Annotated in this window: 16 protein-coding genes; 10 read left to right on the top strand and 6 right to left on the bottom strand. The window is 71.1% G+C overall.

Annotation, left to right across the window (positions count from 1 at the left end):
- From VGT06_03610 to VGT06_03655, 10 genes are all read left to right on the top strand, one after another.
- The coding region (locus VGT06_03610) for a hypothetical protein (protein ID HEV8662218.1) at nucleotides 1–345 on the top strand (345 nt) is incomplete at its 5' end.
- Nucleotides 346–362: 17 nt separating this feature from the next.
- Entirely contained in the window at nucleotides 363–2,042 is a 1,680-nt protein-coding gene (locus VGT06_03615; GenBank protein HEV8662219.1) for a DUF4900 domain-containing protein, read from the top strand.
- Between the two features lie 590 nt (nucleotides 2,043–2,632).
- Nucleotides 2,633–3,790, top strand: coding sequence for a hypothetical protein (locus VGT06_03620; GenBank protein ID HEV8662220.1), 1,158 nt, complete (start codon nucleotides 2,633–2,635; stop codon nucleotides 3,788–3,790).
- 16 nt (nucleotides 3,791–3,806) lie between these two features.
- Nucleotides 3,807–4,655, top strand: a complete 849-nt coding sequence (yqeB, locus tag VGT06_03625) for a selenium-dependent molybdenum cofactor biosynthesis protein YqeB (GenBank protein HEV8662221.1) — start codon at nucleotides 3,807–3,809, stop codon at nucleotides 4,653–4,655.
- A gap of 38 nt (nucleotides 4,656–4,693) precedes the next feature.
- Entirely contained in the window at nucleotides 4,694–4,879 is a 186-nt protein-coding gene (locus tag VGT06_03630; protein ID HEV8662222.1) for a hypothetical protein, read from the top strand.
- Nucleotide 4,880: 1 nt separating this feature from the next.
- Nucleotides 4,881–6,296, top strand: a complete 1,416-nt coding sequence (locus VGT06_03635; GenBank protein HEV8662223.1) for an amidase — start codon at nucleotides 4,881–4,883, stop codon at nucleotides 6,294–6,296.
- Complete coding sequence (locus VGT06_03640; protein HEV8662224.1) at nucleotides 6,296–6,619, top strand: Smr/MutS family protein; 324 nt, start codon at nucleotides 6,296–6,298, stop codon at nucleotides 6,617–6,619. The genes VGT06_03635 and VGT06_03640 overlap by 1 nt, the downstream gene beginning before the upstream one ends.
- Nucleotides 6,620–6,693: 74 nt before the next feature.
- Complete coding sequence (locus VGT06_03645) at nucleotides 6,694–7,656, top strand: radical SAM protein (GenBank protein HEV8662225.1); 963 nt, start codon at nucleotides 6,694–6,696, stop codon at nucleotides 7,654–7,656.
- A 176-nt stretch (nucleotides 7,657–7,832) separates the two neighbouring features.
- Nucleotides 7,833–8,864: a hypothetical protein gene (locus VGT06_03650; GenBank protein HEV8662226.1), complete on the top strand. Its 1,032-nt coding sequence runs from the start codon at nucleotides 7,833–7,835 to the stop codon at nucleotides 8,862–8,864.
- A complete protein-coding gene (locus tag VGT06_03655; protein ID HEV8662227.1) occupies nucleotides 8,861–9,814 on the top strand; it encodes a cysteine synthase family protein in 954 nt (317 codons plus the stop codon). The genes VGT06_03650 and VGT06_03655 overlap by 4 nt, the downstream gene beginning before the upstream one ends.
- Before the next feature lie 30 nt (nucleotides 9,815–9,844).
- Here the strand turns inward: VGT06_03655 and VGT06_03660 are convergent, their stop codons facing one another.
- The 6 genes from VGT06_03660 to VGT06_03685 form a co-directional block, all read right to left on the bottom strand.
- Nucleotides 9,845–10,834, bottom strand: a complete 990-nt coding sequence (locus VGT06_03660) for a branched-chain amino acid ABC transporter permease (GenBank protein HEV8662228.1) — start codon at nucleotides 10,832–10,834, stop codon at nucleotides 9,845–9,847.
- Between the two features lie 45 nt (nucleotides 10,835–10,879).
- Nucleotides 10,880–12,634, bottom strand: coding sequence for a phosphoenolpyruvate carboxykinase (GTP) (locus VGT06_03665; GenBank protein ID HEV8662229.1), 1,755 nt, complete (start codon nucleotides 12,632–12,634; stop codon nucleotides 10,880–10,882).
- A 75-nt stretch (nucleotides 12,635–12,709) separates the two neighbouring features.
- Nucleotides 12,710–13,507 carry an SDR family NAD(P)-dependent oxidoreductase gene (locus VGT06_03670; GenBank protein ID HEV8662230.1) on the bottom strand — a complete coding sequence of 266 codons (798 nt, stop codon included), beginning with the start codon at nucleotides 13,505–13,507 and terminating at the stop codon, nucleotides 12,710–12,712.
- A gap of 23 nt (nucleotides 13,508–13,530) precedes the next feature.
- Nucleotides 13,531–14,292, bottom strand: coding sequence for a glucose 1-dehydrogenase (locus tag VGT06_03675; protein ID HEV8662231.1), 762 nt, complete (start codon nucleotides 14,290–14,292; stop codon nucleotides 13,531–13,533).
- Nucleotides 14,293–14,301: 9 nt separating this feature from the next.
- Nucleotides 14,302–14,511 (bottom strand): hypothetical protein, encoded by a 210-nt coding sequence (locus VGT06_03680; GenBank protein HEV8662232.1) that lies wholly within the window; start codon nucleotides 14,509–14,511, stop codon nucleotides 14,302–14,304.
- The gene (locus VGT06_03685; protein ID HEV8662233.1) at nucleotides 14,511–14,690 is read right to left on the bottom strand and encodes a hypothetical protein; all 180 of its coding nucleotides are present in this window, start codon (nucleotides 14,688–14,690) and stop codon (nucleotides 14,511–14,513) included. The genes VGT06_03680 and VGT06_03685 overlap by 1 nt, the downstream gene beginning before the upstream one ends.
- Nucleotides 14,691–14,692 lie beyond the last annotated feature (2 nt).

A 14,692-nucleotide genomic window follows, 5' to 3' on the forward strand; every position in this document is an offset into this window, starting at 1 on the left:
CCCGCCGCGACGAGCGTCGTATACCGGGTCGCGACAGACCGGCGAGTCGCCTACGCGATTGACGCGTCCGACCCACAGGCCCCCTGGCTGACGCGCGATACGGGAACCGGGCCCATGCGGCTCCACCCCGACATCGAGAGCCTGGAATTCTCCTTTGTGATGAACGACGGCGCGATCGTGAGTGATCCGTCCACCATCACCACCGCCGCCCAGGCAGCCAATATCCGGCTCGTGAGCGTGAGGGTGACGTCAAGGGCCGACCACCGGAGTGGCAGGATCGGAGGGGATGGCTATCGGCGCCAGACCCTCGCCTCCCACGTGGACCTCCGGAATCTAGGGCAGTAGGCCCCTCGGAGAGGACCATGCGCCGCAAGACAGTCGCTAGCGGAGAAGGCGGGTACATCCTGTTCGTGGCCTTGGGGTTCGCCGTCCTCCTCGGCTTGGGGAGTGTGCTGGCGGTCACTGGAACGATCGCCGAGCTGCAGAGCGCCGGGCGGCAACTCCGCGACAAGCGCGCCTTCTTCCTGGCCGACGGGGGGGCGAATCTCTGCCTCCATGAGCTGCGCAACCGTCTCCAGCGCGACCTCGCGGGGCAGTTGCGGATCCTGGCTGACATGCAGAGCGTGGGGAACTACGTCTCCAATAACGACCCAGCAGGATTCCTGGCGACGTACGCCTATGAGGCCGGGACCTCCTTGGGGGACGCCTTCCAGCGGGTGAATGCCTCGGAGGCACGCCTGCCCCTGAGTTACACCGCGGCGGGGGCCCCGGGTCCCTACACGTGCACGCTCGCGGTCCTCTCCCGCACAGCACCGGTGAATCGGGGAACCGCGATGTCCCCCGTTTACCTCTTTCGCTACCACTACGCTATCGACGGCTCGGCCACGGACGGGGAAATCGCCCGGCGGGTCAACCTCCAGGGGACCTTCTCGGTACAGGTCGAAATGGAGAACTTCGCCCGCTATGCCCTGTTCACCAACCAGCAGCGGGATGCAGCGGGCTCGCCGATCTGGTTCACCAACCGGACCAACTTCTCGGGTCCGGTCCACACCAACGGGGAATTCAATTTCGCCCTGAACCCCGGCGGCTTGTTCACCGGGCCGGTGACCAGCGTCTCGTCCACCGCGACCTACTACAATGGGGGCGCACCGGTCCAGCTCAACGCCGACCGCAACGGCGATCGGGATGTCCCGACGTTCGAGGCGGGATTCGAGCGCGGGGTCCCGAACATCCCCATGCCCACGACGACCACCGCGGAGCGCCAGCGCGAGGCGGCCCTCGGCCTGCCCGGGGGATCTGGAATCCCCGCGCATCCGACCGGAGTCTATCTGGGGTCCTCCGGTGGGGCCATGACGGGCGGCATCTATATCAAAGGCGATGCGGCGATGACGTTGGGCGCTGGGGCCACCACCGCCACCTACACAATCACCCAGGGGGGCTCGACGACGACCGTTACGGTGAATCAGGCCGCAAATCAAACGATCCTCCAGGTCGGATCGGCCCCCCCCACCGTCTACAGCGGCGTCCCCAACGGGATGATTTTTGTTGACGGGGGAACCCTCAGCAGCCTTTCCGGAACCGTCCAACGGGACTCCAGGGTGACGGTGGCGACCACCGGCGATATCCAGATCACGAACAACATCACGTACCAGGACTACACGCCGGGCAGCGTCCCAAGCGCGGAGGGGACCACGAATGTCCTGGGGATCCTCTCCTGGAGTGGCAATGTGCGGATCGGCGCAACGGCTCCCAACGATATCAACGTCCACGCGACAGTCATGACCCCGAATGGCGAATTCCGGGTGGACAACTATACCACCGGACCCTTCCGGGGGACGGCCACGATCCTCGGGGGAGTCATCGAGAACACCTACGGCGCCTTCGGAACCGTCGGCACGATAAAAACCGGGTACCTGCGGACCTTCGTCTATGACACCCGGATGGGAAGGGGAGTGGCCCCCCCGTTCTTTCCCACGACCGGAAAGATGGTCATCACTCTCCCAGGCGTCAATGACCGTCCAAACTGGCAGCAGACAAGCTGACTGGCGCCGGCCTCCCGACCGGTCAAACCAGCCCTCCTCCACCGGGCGACTCGGTGTGGGGGGAATCCTGCTCCTCCTCGCCATCGTGGCAACGGTCTGGGTGCTCTTCAGCTCCTCGCGCACCCAGGAGATCCCACCCCCGAACGATGCCTCGCCACCGCACCTGGGCTCTGCGGTGATGCCCCCAGGGTCGGCTGCGGCCGCGCAGGGATCCCCCCACACAGGAACAGGGGGGCGCCGCGGCCGCCCGCTTTCCGACGAGGAGCTCGTTCAGCAACTCCCTCCCGGCGCTGCCCTCCCCGAGTAACCGGATCGCCTCCGGACATTTCTGCTGTCGCATCCCCCCGACGCACGCCGCTTCACGCGACCCCTCGACACGACTCGGTCTGAAGATTCTGGGAGAAGCGCGGGCGTGAAGGGGCGCCTGGGCGGTCCGGGAGAAGGCCCGGCCACCCGGGAGCGCGAGGAGAGCGGGGGAAACCCCTCGAGGGCGACGGCGGCCCGCAGCCCTTCGCTGGCCCGGGGCACTCCGCCTTGAGGCGAACCCACGGCTGGTGTAGACTCCCCGCGTCCCCCTCTCCGGAGACCCCGTGCGTCATCTTGGCCTGCTCCTCGTCGCCCTCGCCCTGGCCGGGTGCGGCCCGCGCCTCCTGCAGTGGGGCTGGGACGAGCCGGACCAGCAGGATCTCCTGCGCTACCGCTTTCTGATGGAGCGCTCCCCCTTCGACGGCGTCGTCCTCCGCCTCACCACCGTGGATGCCGCCGGGCGGCCCCACAACTTCTCCTGGGAGGCCGCCGCCCGCCCCTTCCCCCCCGAGGAGCTGGCCCCGGCCGTCGAGACCCTCAAGGCCGCCGTCTCCGACCGGCTCCGCCATCACTTCCTCCGGGTGAACCTGAACCCGGCCGACCGCCCCTTCGATCTCTTCGACGACGCCGCCTGGGCGACCTTGACCGCCAACCTGGTCGCCGCGGTACGAGCCGCCTGGCAGGCCGACCTGGCCGGCCTGCTCCTCGACCCCGAGGCCTACAGCGAGCCCGACCCCGGCACCGGCGGACGCCGCTACAACGTCTTCGATTACAGCCGACGGGGTCTGTCCGACCGGTCCTTCGCCGACTACCAGCAGGAGGCCTTCCGGCGCGGCTCCGCGATCGCTCAGGCCGTCGGCGGCGTCCACCCCGAGATCACGCTCCTCCTGGCCTTCGCCTACAGCGCCCCGTGCCTCCTGGAGGACGGGGCGCTGAGTGCGCGGGCCTACGGGCTCCTCCCCGCCTTCGTGGACGGTATGCTGGCCGCCCGGCCCTCCCGGATGCGCATCGTGGAAGGCTTCGAGCCGACCTACGGGGCCCGCCGGTGCGGGGAGTTCGCCGCGGCGCGCCGCGCCCTGCGGGATCGCTGCCCCGCCCTCTCGCTGGCGCCCGAGCGCCTCGCCAACCTCGAGGTAGCCTTCGGCCTGTGGATGGATTACGGCTCGACCGGGCCCTGCGCCCGCTTCCGTGCCGCGGGGGAGCCCTGCCCCTGGTACGATCCCATGCTGCACCCGGAATCGCGGCAGGAGCGGCTCGATCCCGCCCGGTTCCGCGAGGGCGTGGCGGCCGCCCTGGCCCTGACCGACCGGTACGTCTGGATCTATGCCGAGCAGCCCCGCTGGTGGACGATGGACCCCCGCGCGGCCAACATGCCGGCCGCGTATGCCGAGGCGGTCCGGAGCGGCCGCCAGGCCGCCGGCGCGGCCTGCCGCGAACCCTGAATCGGGAGGTCTTCCCGTGGACCGCCCTTGTCGGCGCCTCGTCGTGATCCGGGGCGGAGGCGATCTCGCCTCCGCCGTCGCGCACCGGCTCTTCCGGGAGGGGCGCGCCGTGGTGATCGTGGAGGAGCCGGAGCCCCGGGTGGTCCGGCGGAGGATGGCCTTCGCTCAGGCGGTCTTCGCGGGGGAGGCGACCGTGGAGGGGGTGCGGGCGGTCCGCACGCAGGCGGGCCCGGCGCTCGAGCGCTTCCTCGAGAGCCGGGAGGAGATCCCCCTCCTGGTGGACCCGACGGGGGAGGCGGTCCGGACGCTCGGGCCGACCGTCCTGGTGGATGCCCGGATGCGGAAGAAGGAGCGGAGCGATTCCTCGGTCGCCGAGGCCCCCCTCGTCATCGGGCTCGGACCCGGGTTCCTGGCGGGGCGAGAGGCCCACGTCGTCATCGAAACGGCTCGGGGGGAACATCTCGGGAAGGTCCTCACCGAGGGAGAGGCGCTCCCCTACGACGGAATCCCGGTGGAGCTGGGGGGGTTCACGAGGGAGCGCTACCTGTACGCCCCGGTGGGGGGGGTCTTCCGGACACCCCTCGACATCGGCGCCCCGATCGAGGCCGGGCAGGCGATGGGAGAGGTGGCGGGCGTCCCCGTCGTCGCCAAGGTGGGCGGCACCATCCGGGGGATCCTGAAGGATGGGGTCCGGGTGAGCGCGGGCCAGAAGCTCGTGGACATCGATCCCCGGGAGGAGGCGGTCCTCACGGGGATCAGCGAGAAGGCGCAGGTGATCGCCGAGGGCGTGGCCGCAGCCATCGCGGCCTGGGAGGCCGCGGCGTCTCGCGGCCAGGACCGCCCCGGGCCGGGCCGGGAGACGTAGTCTCCCCGCGAGCCAGCAGCCGGAGAGGAGGGAGGAGCGTGGCGCGGACGGCACAGACGCTGGAGCGGATGCTCACGGAGGTGGCGGAGGTGCGGCTGGACCCCCAGGAGCGGGCGGCCGTCGTGGCGGCGCTCTCGGCCCTCGGCCCGTCCCTCGACCGGCTCGCGGATCAGGATCCGGCGGGGCTGGAGCCGGTGACCGCGTTCCGCCGCGATGAGGCGTGAGGTGCGCGACCCCGCCCTTGCCCTCCTGAGCCTCACGGAAGTCGCCCGGCTCCTGAAGCGGCGCACCGTCTCCCCGGTGGAAGTGACCCGCGCCGTCCTCGACCGGATCGCCGCCGTCAACGAGCGCCTGAATGCCTTCCTGACCATCACGGCGGACGACGCGCTGGCCGCCGCCCGCCGGGCGGAACGGGCGATCCGGGCCGGGCGGTACCGGGGACCGCTGCACGGGGTCCCGGTCTCGGTCAAGGACCTGATCCCGGCGGCGGGGACCCGCACGACGTGCGGCTCCCGCATCCTCGCCGATTGGATCCCGGACACGGACGCCACCCTCATCCGCCGGCTCCGGGAGGCGGGGGCGATCCTGATCGGCAAGACGCACCTGCACGAGTTCGCCTACGGCCCGACCAACGTCAACCCGCACTACGGAGCGGCCCGCAACCCTTGGGATCCCCAGCGGATGACCGGGGGCTCGAGCGGCGGCTCGGGGTCCGCCGTGGCGACGGGCTGCTCCTACGTCTCCATCGGGACCGACACCGGCGGCTCCGTCCGGATCCCGGCGGCCCTCTGCGGCGTGGTCGGCCTGAAGCCGACGTACGGGCGGATCAGCCGGGCCGGGATCTTCCCCCTCTCCTGGTCGAACGACCACGCCGGCCCTCTCACCCGCACCGTGGCCGACGCCGCGCTCGCCCTGCAAGCCCTCTCCGGGTTCGACGCGGCCGACCCCGGCTCCAGCCGGCACCCCCTGCCCAATTTCTCGCGGGGGCTCACGGCGGGTGTGAAGGGGCTGCGTCTCGGGGTCCCGCGGGAGTTCTTCTGGGACAACGTGGACCCGGAGGTGGCCGAGGCGGTGAAAAAGGCGATTGCCGTGCTGGCGGGGCTGGGCGCCGCGGTCCGGCAGGTGAGCTGGCCGATGGCCGTCGAGGCGAAGGCCATCTCCTTCCTGATCATGGGGGCGGAGAGCTATAGCGTCCACGAGCGGTGGCTCAAGGCGCGGCCGGAGGACTATGGCCCCGATGTCCGGCAGCGCCTGGCGCAGGGTGCGACGATTCTCGCGGGGGACTATCTCCGGGCCCAGCGGCTCCGCCGCGGCCTCATCCAGACCCTCGACGCCGTCCTCGCGACCTGTGACGTCCTGCTCACCCCCACGGTTCCCGTCGCGGCCCCCCGCCTGGACGAGACCACCCTGAAGTGGCCGAAGGAGGCCGAGAGCATGACCGCCGCCCTCCCCCGCCTGACCCGGGCGTTCAACCTGACCGGGACCCCGGCGCTCAGCGTGCCCTGCGGGCTCACGACGCAGGGGCTCCCCATCGGCCTGCAGATCGCGGGGCGCGCCTTCGATGAGGCCACGGTCCTCCGCGTGGGTCACGCCTACGAGCAGGCCGCGCGCATTCCGGTCCGCCGACCGCGGGAGCCCTGATGCCGGCCGATTCCGGCGAGGAGGCCGGCTCCCCCGTCCCGGTCCCCATCGAGGAGGTCCTCGACCTGCATCCCTTCCACCCCCGGGACGTCCCCTCGGTGGTCGAAGAATACCTCCGGGAGGCGGCGGCCCGGGGATTCCGGGAGGTCCGCCTCATCCACGGGCGGGGGAGCGGCTTTCAGCGGCAGGTGGTGCAGGACCTGCTGGCCCGCCATCCCCTGGTTCTGCGGTTCGCCGACGCCCCCTCCGAGCGGGGCGGGTGGGGGGCCACGCTCGTGTGGCTCAGGCCGAGCGCCCCCGACCCGGCCGGCTTGTCGGCCTGAATGGCACCGCGGCGAGCGGGCCGAGGCGGGGGCCTCTCTTGCCTTTGCACCGGACCTTCTGCGATACTCTAGCCATGCCGACCGCCTTCCTGACCACCGAGTGCACCCCCGCCTACCTCAAGCTGGGGATCGCGGACCTGGAACGCCGGGCGGAGGAGGCGCTGGCCGGCCTCGCCTCCTGCCGGGTCTGCCCCCGAGACTGCGAGGTCAACCGGCTCGCCGACGAGGCCGCGATCTGCAAGGTCGGCCGGTACGCCAAGGTCGGCTCGGCCTTCCCCCACTTCGGCGAGGAGGACTGCCTCAGGGGCTGGAAGGGCTCGGGGACCATCTTTTTCTCCCTGTGCAACCTCCGCTGCGTGTTCTGCCAGAACTTCGACATCAGCCAGGGGGGGGAGGGGAGCACCGCGATGCCCGAGCGCCTGGCCGCCCTGATGCTCGGGCTTCAGGACAAGGGATGCCACAACATCAACTTCGTGACGCCGGAGCACGTGGTCCCCCAGATCCTGGAGGCCCTGCCCCACGCGGTGCGGGGCGGCCTCCGCCTGCCGCTCGTGTACAACACCAGCGCCTACGATTCCCTGGAGAGCCTCCGGCACCTGGACGGGGTCGTGGACATCTACATGCCCGACTTCAAGGTCTGGGACCGGCAGGTGGCCAAGCGGTACCTGAAGGCCCCCGACTACCCGGAGGCGGCGCGGGCGGCCGTCGGGGAGATGCACCGACAGGTCGGCCCCCTCGCCTTCGACGAGCGGGGGCTCGCCCGCCGCGGCCTCCTCGTCCGGCACCTGGTCATGCCCGGAGGGCTGGGCGGGACCCGGGAGGTCATGCGGTTCCTCGCCCGGGAGGTCTCGCGCGACACCTACGTCAACATCATGGGCCAGTACTACCCGGCCGGCCTGGTGAACGAGGAGCGCTACCCCGAGATCAACCGGCACGTCACGGCGGAAGAGCTGGCGGAGGCCCGCCGGATCGCCGCAGAGGAGGGCCTCTACCGCTTCGACGACCGCCGCCAGAGCCCCCTCCGCTGGCTCAACTGATCCCCCGGATCCTCGCCCGATCTCCGGTCCCCCGCCGCCCCCGCCCGGCGGCCTTCCCGCTCCCCCGTCCCCCGCGCTATCATGCCGGAAGGGGAACCGCGCCCCGAGGGAGGGTCCCGTTGCCCAGCCGCACCGCACACCTCACGGCCTGAGGGGAGGCCCGGAGGAGAGTCCCCGTGTCCGCGTCCGGCGCGCCCACCAAGGGCAGAGTCGTCTCCTTCGTGATCGCCGAGACCGATCAGAGTCTCGACGGCCCGGCCGCGGCCAGCCCCCGCGGCCTGCGCAGCGCGCCCAACTACCCGGCGTTCATCCCGGCCCTGACCGTCCTGGGGATGCGCCAGGAGACCCTGAACGGCCGCCCGGTGGACCTCGTGGTCAAGGCGGTGCCGCCCCGCATCGTGATCGCGGAGGCGACCGCCGAGGTCGAGGACATCTTCCATGAGACGGTGCTGGACCGGAAGAATGCCCTGCTCGCCGCGGCGCGCCGGGTCCTGGCCGAGTACCGATGTCGTCCCGACTTCGACGAGGAGTATACGGTCTACTGCGTGGCCGGCTACGGCGGCGAGGCAGATGCCTTCCTGGCCCTGCACGGCGGGACGGTGGCCGGGTTCCTCAAGAACGAGAAGATCCCCCTCGACGAGGGGACCGTGGAGGCCACCCTCAAGAGCAGCATCAAGTACGCCCGCCACGACCTGGCCGTCGTGGACTGGGACGGGGCGTTCCTCTTCGACCCCTACGGGGACTTCGAAAGCACCATCGAGCTATTCGAGATCGCGAACCTCCAGCTCCTCCGCTGCCGGATCCTGGACTCGGCCCTCGATCAGCGGCTGGAGCGGGTCGCCGGCCTCCTGGGGGCGCCCGACCAGCGCATCCTCTTTCGGGCCCGGGAGGTGCGGGGCGTCCTCCGGGAGATCATGCGGCTGCGGTCCCAGTCCATCCTGGAGTTCCAGGGCATCGAGAAGAACATCAAGCTGATCGGGGACTGGTACTCGGCCGACCTGTACGACCTCATCGTCACCAAGTTCCACCTGCGCACCTGGCAGCGGAACGTCAAGGAGAAGCTGGACGCGCTGGAGGACATCTACACCATGACCTCGGAGAACTTCACCTTCTCCTTCTCCTCTACCGTGGACCTGGTCCAGACGGCCGGCTGGTTCCTCCTCCTGGTCGGCTACTTCGCGCTGTTCTTCCTGGAGCTCTCCCGGTGACCATCCTCCCCTCGGTCGCCGCCACCATCGGCCAGACACCCCTGCTGGCTCTCGATCGCCTGGCCCGTGGCCTGCCGGGCCGGGTCCTGGCCAAGCTGGAGACCGTCAACCCCGGGGGGAGCGTGAAGGACCGGATTGCCCTGGCCATCATCGAGGCCGCGGAGCGGGACGGGCGGCTGAAGCCGGGGGGGACCGTGGTGGAGCTCACCTCCGGGAACACCGGCATCGGCCTCGCCATCGTCTGCGCCGTGAAGGGCTACCGCATGGTGGCGGTCATGTCGGAGGGGAACACGGTGGAGCGGCGGCGGATGCTTCAGGCGGTCGGGGCGGAGGTCGTCCTGGTGCCCCAGGTCGGCCGGCCCCGCCCGGGCCAGGTCTCGGGGGCGGACCTCGCCCGGGTGGAGGAGAAGACCCGCGAGCTGGTGAAGCGGCGCAAGGCCTTCCGCCCCGACCAGTTCCTGAACCCGGACAACGCGGCCGCCCACGAGCACGGCACCGGGCGGGAGATCTGGGAGCAGACCGGGGGCCGGCTGGACGCCTTCTGCGCTCTGGTGGGGACCGGCGGGACCTTCGTGGGGGTGGCGCGGGCGCTCAAGGCCCGCAAGCCCGCCGTCCGTTGCTACGCGGTGGAGCCGGCGAGCGCCCCGGCCCTGGCCGGCAGACGCGTCCGGAATCCCCGCCACAAGCTCCAGGGGGGCGGCTACGCCTTCGTTCCCCCCCTCTGGGACCCGGCCTGCTGCGACGGGTTCCTCACCGCCTCGGACCCGGAGGCCCTCCGGGTGGCGCGGAGGCTCGGACGGGAGGAGGGAATCTGCGCCGGCTTCTCCTCGGGGGCCAACGTGGCCGCCGCCCTCACCCTGGCCCGGCGGGCCTCCCCGGGCGCCGTCATCGTGACCGTCATCGCCGACACCGGCCTCAAGTACCTGAGCACCGACCTCTTCCCGGCCTGAGGCGGCCGCTGCCCTCTCTGCCCCGGGGGCTCACCCGGCCGTCCGGCGCTGCCCGGCCCTCCCGAGCCACGTGCGCAGGAGCGCAGGGCTGCCCGCCAGACCCCCCGGGAACGCGAAGACGACCGCCACGAGCACCAGGCCGGAGAGGAGGGCCCGGGACCCCACCCAGCGGAGCGCCAGGTCCTCCAGGGCCACATAGGCAAAGGCCCCGAGGACGGGTCCCGCGAAGTGCCGCGTCCCCCCCAGCACCGTGGCGACCACGAGCTGGGCGGAAAACAGCCAGTCCAGGTGTTCGGGCGTCACCTGCCGGCTCAATTGCCCGTGGAGACCTCCCGCCAGGCCCGCGAACATCCCCGACAGGATGAAGGCGTACCAGCGGTACCGCCGGACCGGGATGCCGATGCAGGCGGCCCTCGTCTCGTTGTCCCGGATCGCCCGCAGGGCGTTGCCAAAGGGGGAGCGGCTGATCCGCCACAGGAGAGCGGTGGAGGCGAGGAAGGCGACCGCGATCACAGCAGCGTACGCCCGGGTGAACTCCTCGGGGCCGAACGGGATCCCGAGGATGGTGAAGCGCGGGATGTACAACCCGCCGCCTCCGAGCAGGAACAGCCCCTTCCCGACCCCGCCGAACGGCCGGAACGCCATCCCGCCGATGAAGAGCGCGTGGACGATCTGCGCAAGCGCCAGCGTCAGGATGGTGAAGTGGATGCGCGTGGCCCGGACACAGAGGGAGCCGAAGGCCGTGGCGAGGGCGAGGGCCGAGAGGACGCCGGCGACCAGGTAGAGCTCGAGCGACGCGAGGGGCGTGAAGGCGTACAGGAACCCGCCCGTGTAGGCGCCGACGCCGAAGTACGCGGCATGACCGAGAGACAGGAGGCCGGTGGTGCCGAACAGGAGGTTCAGCCCCAGGCACGCGATGGAGAGGACCAGGGCATAGCAGAGCGTGATCAGTTGGTACGGGGAGAGGAGGAGCGGCGAGATGAGGAGGGCCGCCGCTCCGACCGCGGCCAGGAACAGCATTCCCTCACACCCGAGACGGCCCCCGGCATGGCCGGCACGCGGCGCTCACCTCGCCTTCAGGCGGCGGGCCAGGGCGTCGTGCTCCTCTCGGAGGCCCGCGGGGAGCCGGTCTCCGAATCGCTCGAAGAACTCGGCCTGGCTCCGGAGGTTCGCGCGCCACGCGTCGCGATCCACCCGGAGGAGCTCCTTGAGCGCGTCGGCCGAAACGTCGAGCCCCTTGCCCCAGAGCGCCGACTGCTCGGGCACGTATCCGATGGGCGTCTCCTCCGCCCTGCCGCCCCCCCCGCAGCGCTCGATCACCCACTTCAGGACCCGGAGGTTCTCGCCGTACCCGGGCCAGAGGAACCTTCCCCGCTCGTCGCGGCGGAACCAGTTGACCCGGAAGACCTGGGGGAGGCTCGACGCCCGCTTCTCCATGGAGAGCCAATGCCCCCAGTAGTCGGCCATGTTGTAGCCACAGAAGGGGAGCATGGCCATCGGGTCCCGCCGCACGACGCCGACGGCGCCGGTGGTCGCGGCGGTCGTCTCCGAGGAGAGGGTGGCCCCCAGGAAGGTCCCGTGCTGCCAACTGAAGGCCTGGAAGACCAACGGCACGAGCGTCTGGCGCCGCGCGCCGAAGAGAATCGCACTGATCGGGACACCCTTCGGGTTCCCCCACTCGGGCGAAATGGAGGGGCACCCGCTCGCGGGCGCGGTAAACCGGCTGTTCGGGTGCGCCGCCGGCTCCCCCTTCCCCGGCGTCCACGGCCGCCCGCGCCAGTCGAGCGCGTTCGGCGGGGGGGGATCATCGTGCCCCTCCCACCACACGGTTCCGTCGGGCCTGAGGGCGACGTTGGTGTAGAGGGTGTTCCTCCGGATGGTCGCCATCGCGTTGGCGTTGGTCTTCGAGCTGGTGCCCGGGACCACCCCGAAGAAGCCGGCCTCGGGGTTGACGGCCCACAGCCGCCCGTCAGAACCGACGCGCAGCCACGCGATGTCGTCCCCCAGGGTGTGGACGCGCCAGCCCTTCATGGAGGCCGGGGGCACCAGCATGGCGAGGTTGGTCTTGCCGCAGGCGCTGGGGAACGCGCCGCAGAGGTAGGTGACCTCGCCGTCCGGGCTCTCGACCCCGATGATCAGCATGTGCTCGGCGAGCCACCCCTCGCGCCGGCCGATATGGCTGGCAATCCGAAGGGCCATGCACTTCTTGGAGAGGAGCGCGTTGCCGCCGTAGCCCGACCCCACGCTCCAGATCGTGTTGTCCTCGGGGAAGTGGCAGATGAAACGCCGATCGACGCTCAGATCGGCCTTGGCGTGCACGCCGCGGGTGAAGTCGTCCGACTCGCCGAGGTGCTCGAGGGCGATCGCTCCCATCCGGGTCATCATCCGCATGTTGAGGACGACGTAGAGGCTGTCGGTGACCTGGACCCCGACCTTGCTGAAGGGGGAGCCGGGCGGCCCCAGGAGGAAGGGGATGATGTACATCGTCCGGCCCGCCATCGCGCCGGCAAGGAGCTTGGAGAGCCGGTCGTAGGCCTCGGCCGGGGCCATCCAGTTGTTGGTGGGGCCGGCGTCGTCCTTCTCCCGGGAGCAGAGGAAGGTCAGATGCTCGGTGCGGGCAACATCATTCACGGCGCTCCGGTGCAGGTAGCACTCCGGCAGCTCCCGCTGGTTCAAGGGGAGGAGATCCCCCACGCGGACGGCGGCCTTCAGGAGGCGGTCGCGCTCGTCCTCGGACCCGTCGCACCAGACGACGTCCGCCGGGCGGCACATCTCCACCACCTCGCGAACCCAGGCGCGGACGGATGGGTTCATCGCCATGCCTCACTCCGAGTCAGGGCGGCGGCCGCTCCCCGGCCGGGCGGCACCCGCGCGGGGGAGGCGGGAGGGGCCGGCCTAATGCATGTAGATGCCGCCGTCCACGTTCAGGGCCTGGCCGGTGATGTTGCGGGCCTCCTCGGAGGCCAGGAAGGCGACGGCGTGCCCGACGTCCTCCGGCGTCTGCTCCCGCCGGAGCGGGACCCACTCCCGCACCCGCATCTCGAAGACCTCCCGGGGCGTTTTTCCCTTGAGGGCGGCCACGTTTCGGATCATGCCGGCCCCGATGAACTCCCACATGGGGGTCCACAGGAGCCCGGGGCAGACGGCGTTGACCGTGATGCCGTGCGCGGCCAGGTCCCGGGCGAGGACGCGGGTCAGGGTGATCACGCCGCCCTTGGAGACGCTGTAGGGCGGGCTGGTGGCGGCCCCGAGCTGCCCGGCGATGGAGGCGATGTTGACGATCCTCCCGGCCTTCCGGGTGATCATGTGGGGGGCCACGGCCTTGCAGCAGAGAAAGATGGCCTTCACGTTGACCTGGTAGACCCGATCCCAGTCGCGCTCCACGTTGTTGGTGAAGGGCAGGCCGATCGGGGCGGGGATGCCGGCGTTGTTTACCAGGATGTCTACGACTCCGAAGGTCTTGAGGGCCTGGCGGAGCATCGCCGCCACGGCCGCCCCCTTCGTCACGTCGGTCTGGACCGCCAGCGCGCGTCGGCCGACCCGGGTGATCTCCGCGGCCACGGCCTTCGCCCCCGCGAGGCTGATGTCCGGGACGATGACGTCGGCCCCCTCCCGGGCCAGGCAGAGGGCGATCGCCCGGCCGATGCCGCTCCCCCCTCCCGTGACGATCGCCGTCTTCCCCTTGAGGCGCATGCTCCCCCCGGCCCCCCCGCCGCTCAGGCGCCGGCCCCGAGGGTGGTGAGGCCCCCGTCCACCACGATGACCTGGCCCGTGAGCGCCACGTCGGTGGCCAGGTAGAGGGCGGCCGCCGCGACATCCTCCACGGTAGCCAGCCGCTTGAGCGGGGTCGTCTGTTGCACCTTCTCCTTCAGGTTCGGGGGCGGGTTGCTGAAGCCGGTGTCCACGTACCCGGGCGCTACGGTGTTGACGCGGATGGTCGGAGCCAGCGCCCGGGCGAGCGAGCAGGTCATGGTGGTCAGGCCGGCCTTCGCGGCGGCGTAGGCGATGGAGGAGCCGGCGCCCGTGAACGCCGCCACGGTGCCGACGTTGATGACGCACCCCCCGCCCCGCTGGCGCATGGCCGGGACCGCCGCCCGGACGCAGAAGAACGGGCCCTTGAGGTTGACCGCGAGGGCCCGGTCCCAGATGGCCTCGGTCAGCCCTTCCAGGTCATCGTGCGGGACCCGCTGGGTCCAGCCCGCGTTGTTCACCAGGATGTCCAGGTGACCGAGTTTCTCCACGGCGGCCTGGACGAGCCGCCGCGCCTCCGCGTCCCGCGCCACGTCCGCCTGGAGGGTCACCGCGCCCCCGCCGGATGCCGCAATCTCGGCCACCACGGCTTCCGCCGCCGCCCGGGAGCGGGAGTAGTTGACGGCCACCGCCGCTCCCTCCCGCGCCAGGGCGAGCGCGATGGCTCGCCCGATCCCCGTCCCGCCCCCCGTCACCAGGGCGGCCCTTCCCCGCAGTCGCATGTCCATTCTCTCCGGCTACGCCGGCGCCGGCCGCCGGTACTTCTCCTTCAGGTCGGCCGGGGCGATGGCGATCCGCTTGCCGCCGACATCGTCCAGGATGTAGACCTCGCCCTTGAGCGTCCCGCTGGCGAACACCTCGAACACCTCCAGGACCTCCTCCATGCTCGCCTCGGAGCGCGCCGCCATCATCTGCTCCACCTCGGGGATCGTCAGCCGCCGTCCCATCACTCCCCCCAGGGGTTCCCCCGGTCCAGCTTCTCCTGCTGCTCCCGCAGCTCCTTCACGATGTGGTGAAGCTGCTCGGCCACATGCCCGGGGGAGCAGAGCTCCACGTAGGCCCCGATGAGCACCTCCAGGGCGCGCTGGATCCCCGATTCGTCCTCGGGATCGTAGGTGAGCTTCATGG

Origin of the sequence: Candidatus Methylomirabilis sp. (assembly GCA_036000645.1) — a bacterium.
Taxonomy (GTDB): Bacteria; Methylomirabilota; Methylomirabilia; order Methylomirabilales; family JACPAU01; genus JACPAU01.

What these genes read in the sequence shown, in the direction of transcription:
- VGT06_03640 (HEV8662224.1), top strand. Translation starts at nt 6,296, where the DNA reads ATGCCGGCCGATTCCGGCGAGGAGGCCGGCTCCCCCGTCCCGGTCCCC.
- VGT06_03665 (HEV8662229.1), bottom strand. Translation starts at nt 12,634, where the DNA reads ATGGCGATGAACCCATCCGTCCGCGCCTGGGTTCGCGAGGTGGTGGAG.
- VGT06_03685 (HEV8662233.1), bottom strand. Translation starts at nt 14,690, where the DNA reads ATGAAGCTCACCTACGATCCCGAGGACGAATCGGGGATCCAGCGCGCC.
- VGT06_03670 (HEV8662230.1), bottom strand. Translation starts at nt 13,507, where the DNA reads ATGCGCCTCAAGGGGAAGACGGCGATCGTCACGGGAGGGGGGAGCGGC.
- VGT06_03680 (HEV8662232.1), bottom strand. Translation starts at nt 14,511, where the DNA reads ATGGGACGGCGGCTGACGATCCCCGAGGTGGAGCAGATGATGGCGGCG.
- VGT06_03675 (HEV8662231.1), bottom strand. Translation starts at nt 14,292, where the DNA reads ATGGACATGCGACTGCGGGGAAGGGCCGCCCTGGTGACGGGGGGCGGG.
- VGT06_03645 (HEV8662225.1), top strand. Translation starts at nt 6,694, where the DNA reads ATGCCGACCGCCTTCCTGACCACCGAGTGCACCCCCGCCTACCTCAAG.
- VGT06_03615 (HEV8662219.1), top strand. Translation starts at nt 363, where the DNA reads ATGCGCCGCAAGACAGTCGCTAGCGGAGAAGGCGGGTACATCCTGTTC.
- VGT06_03660 (HEV8662228.1), bottom strand. Translation starts at nt 10,834, where the DNA reads ATGCTGTTCCTGGCCGCGGTCGGAGCGGCGGCCCTCCTCATCTCGCCG.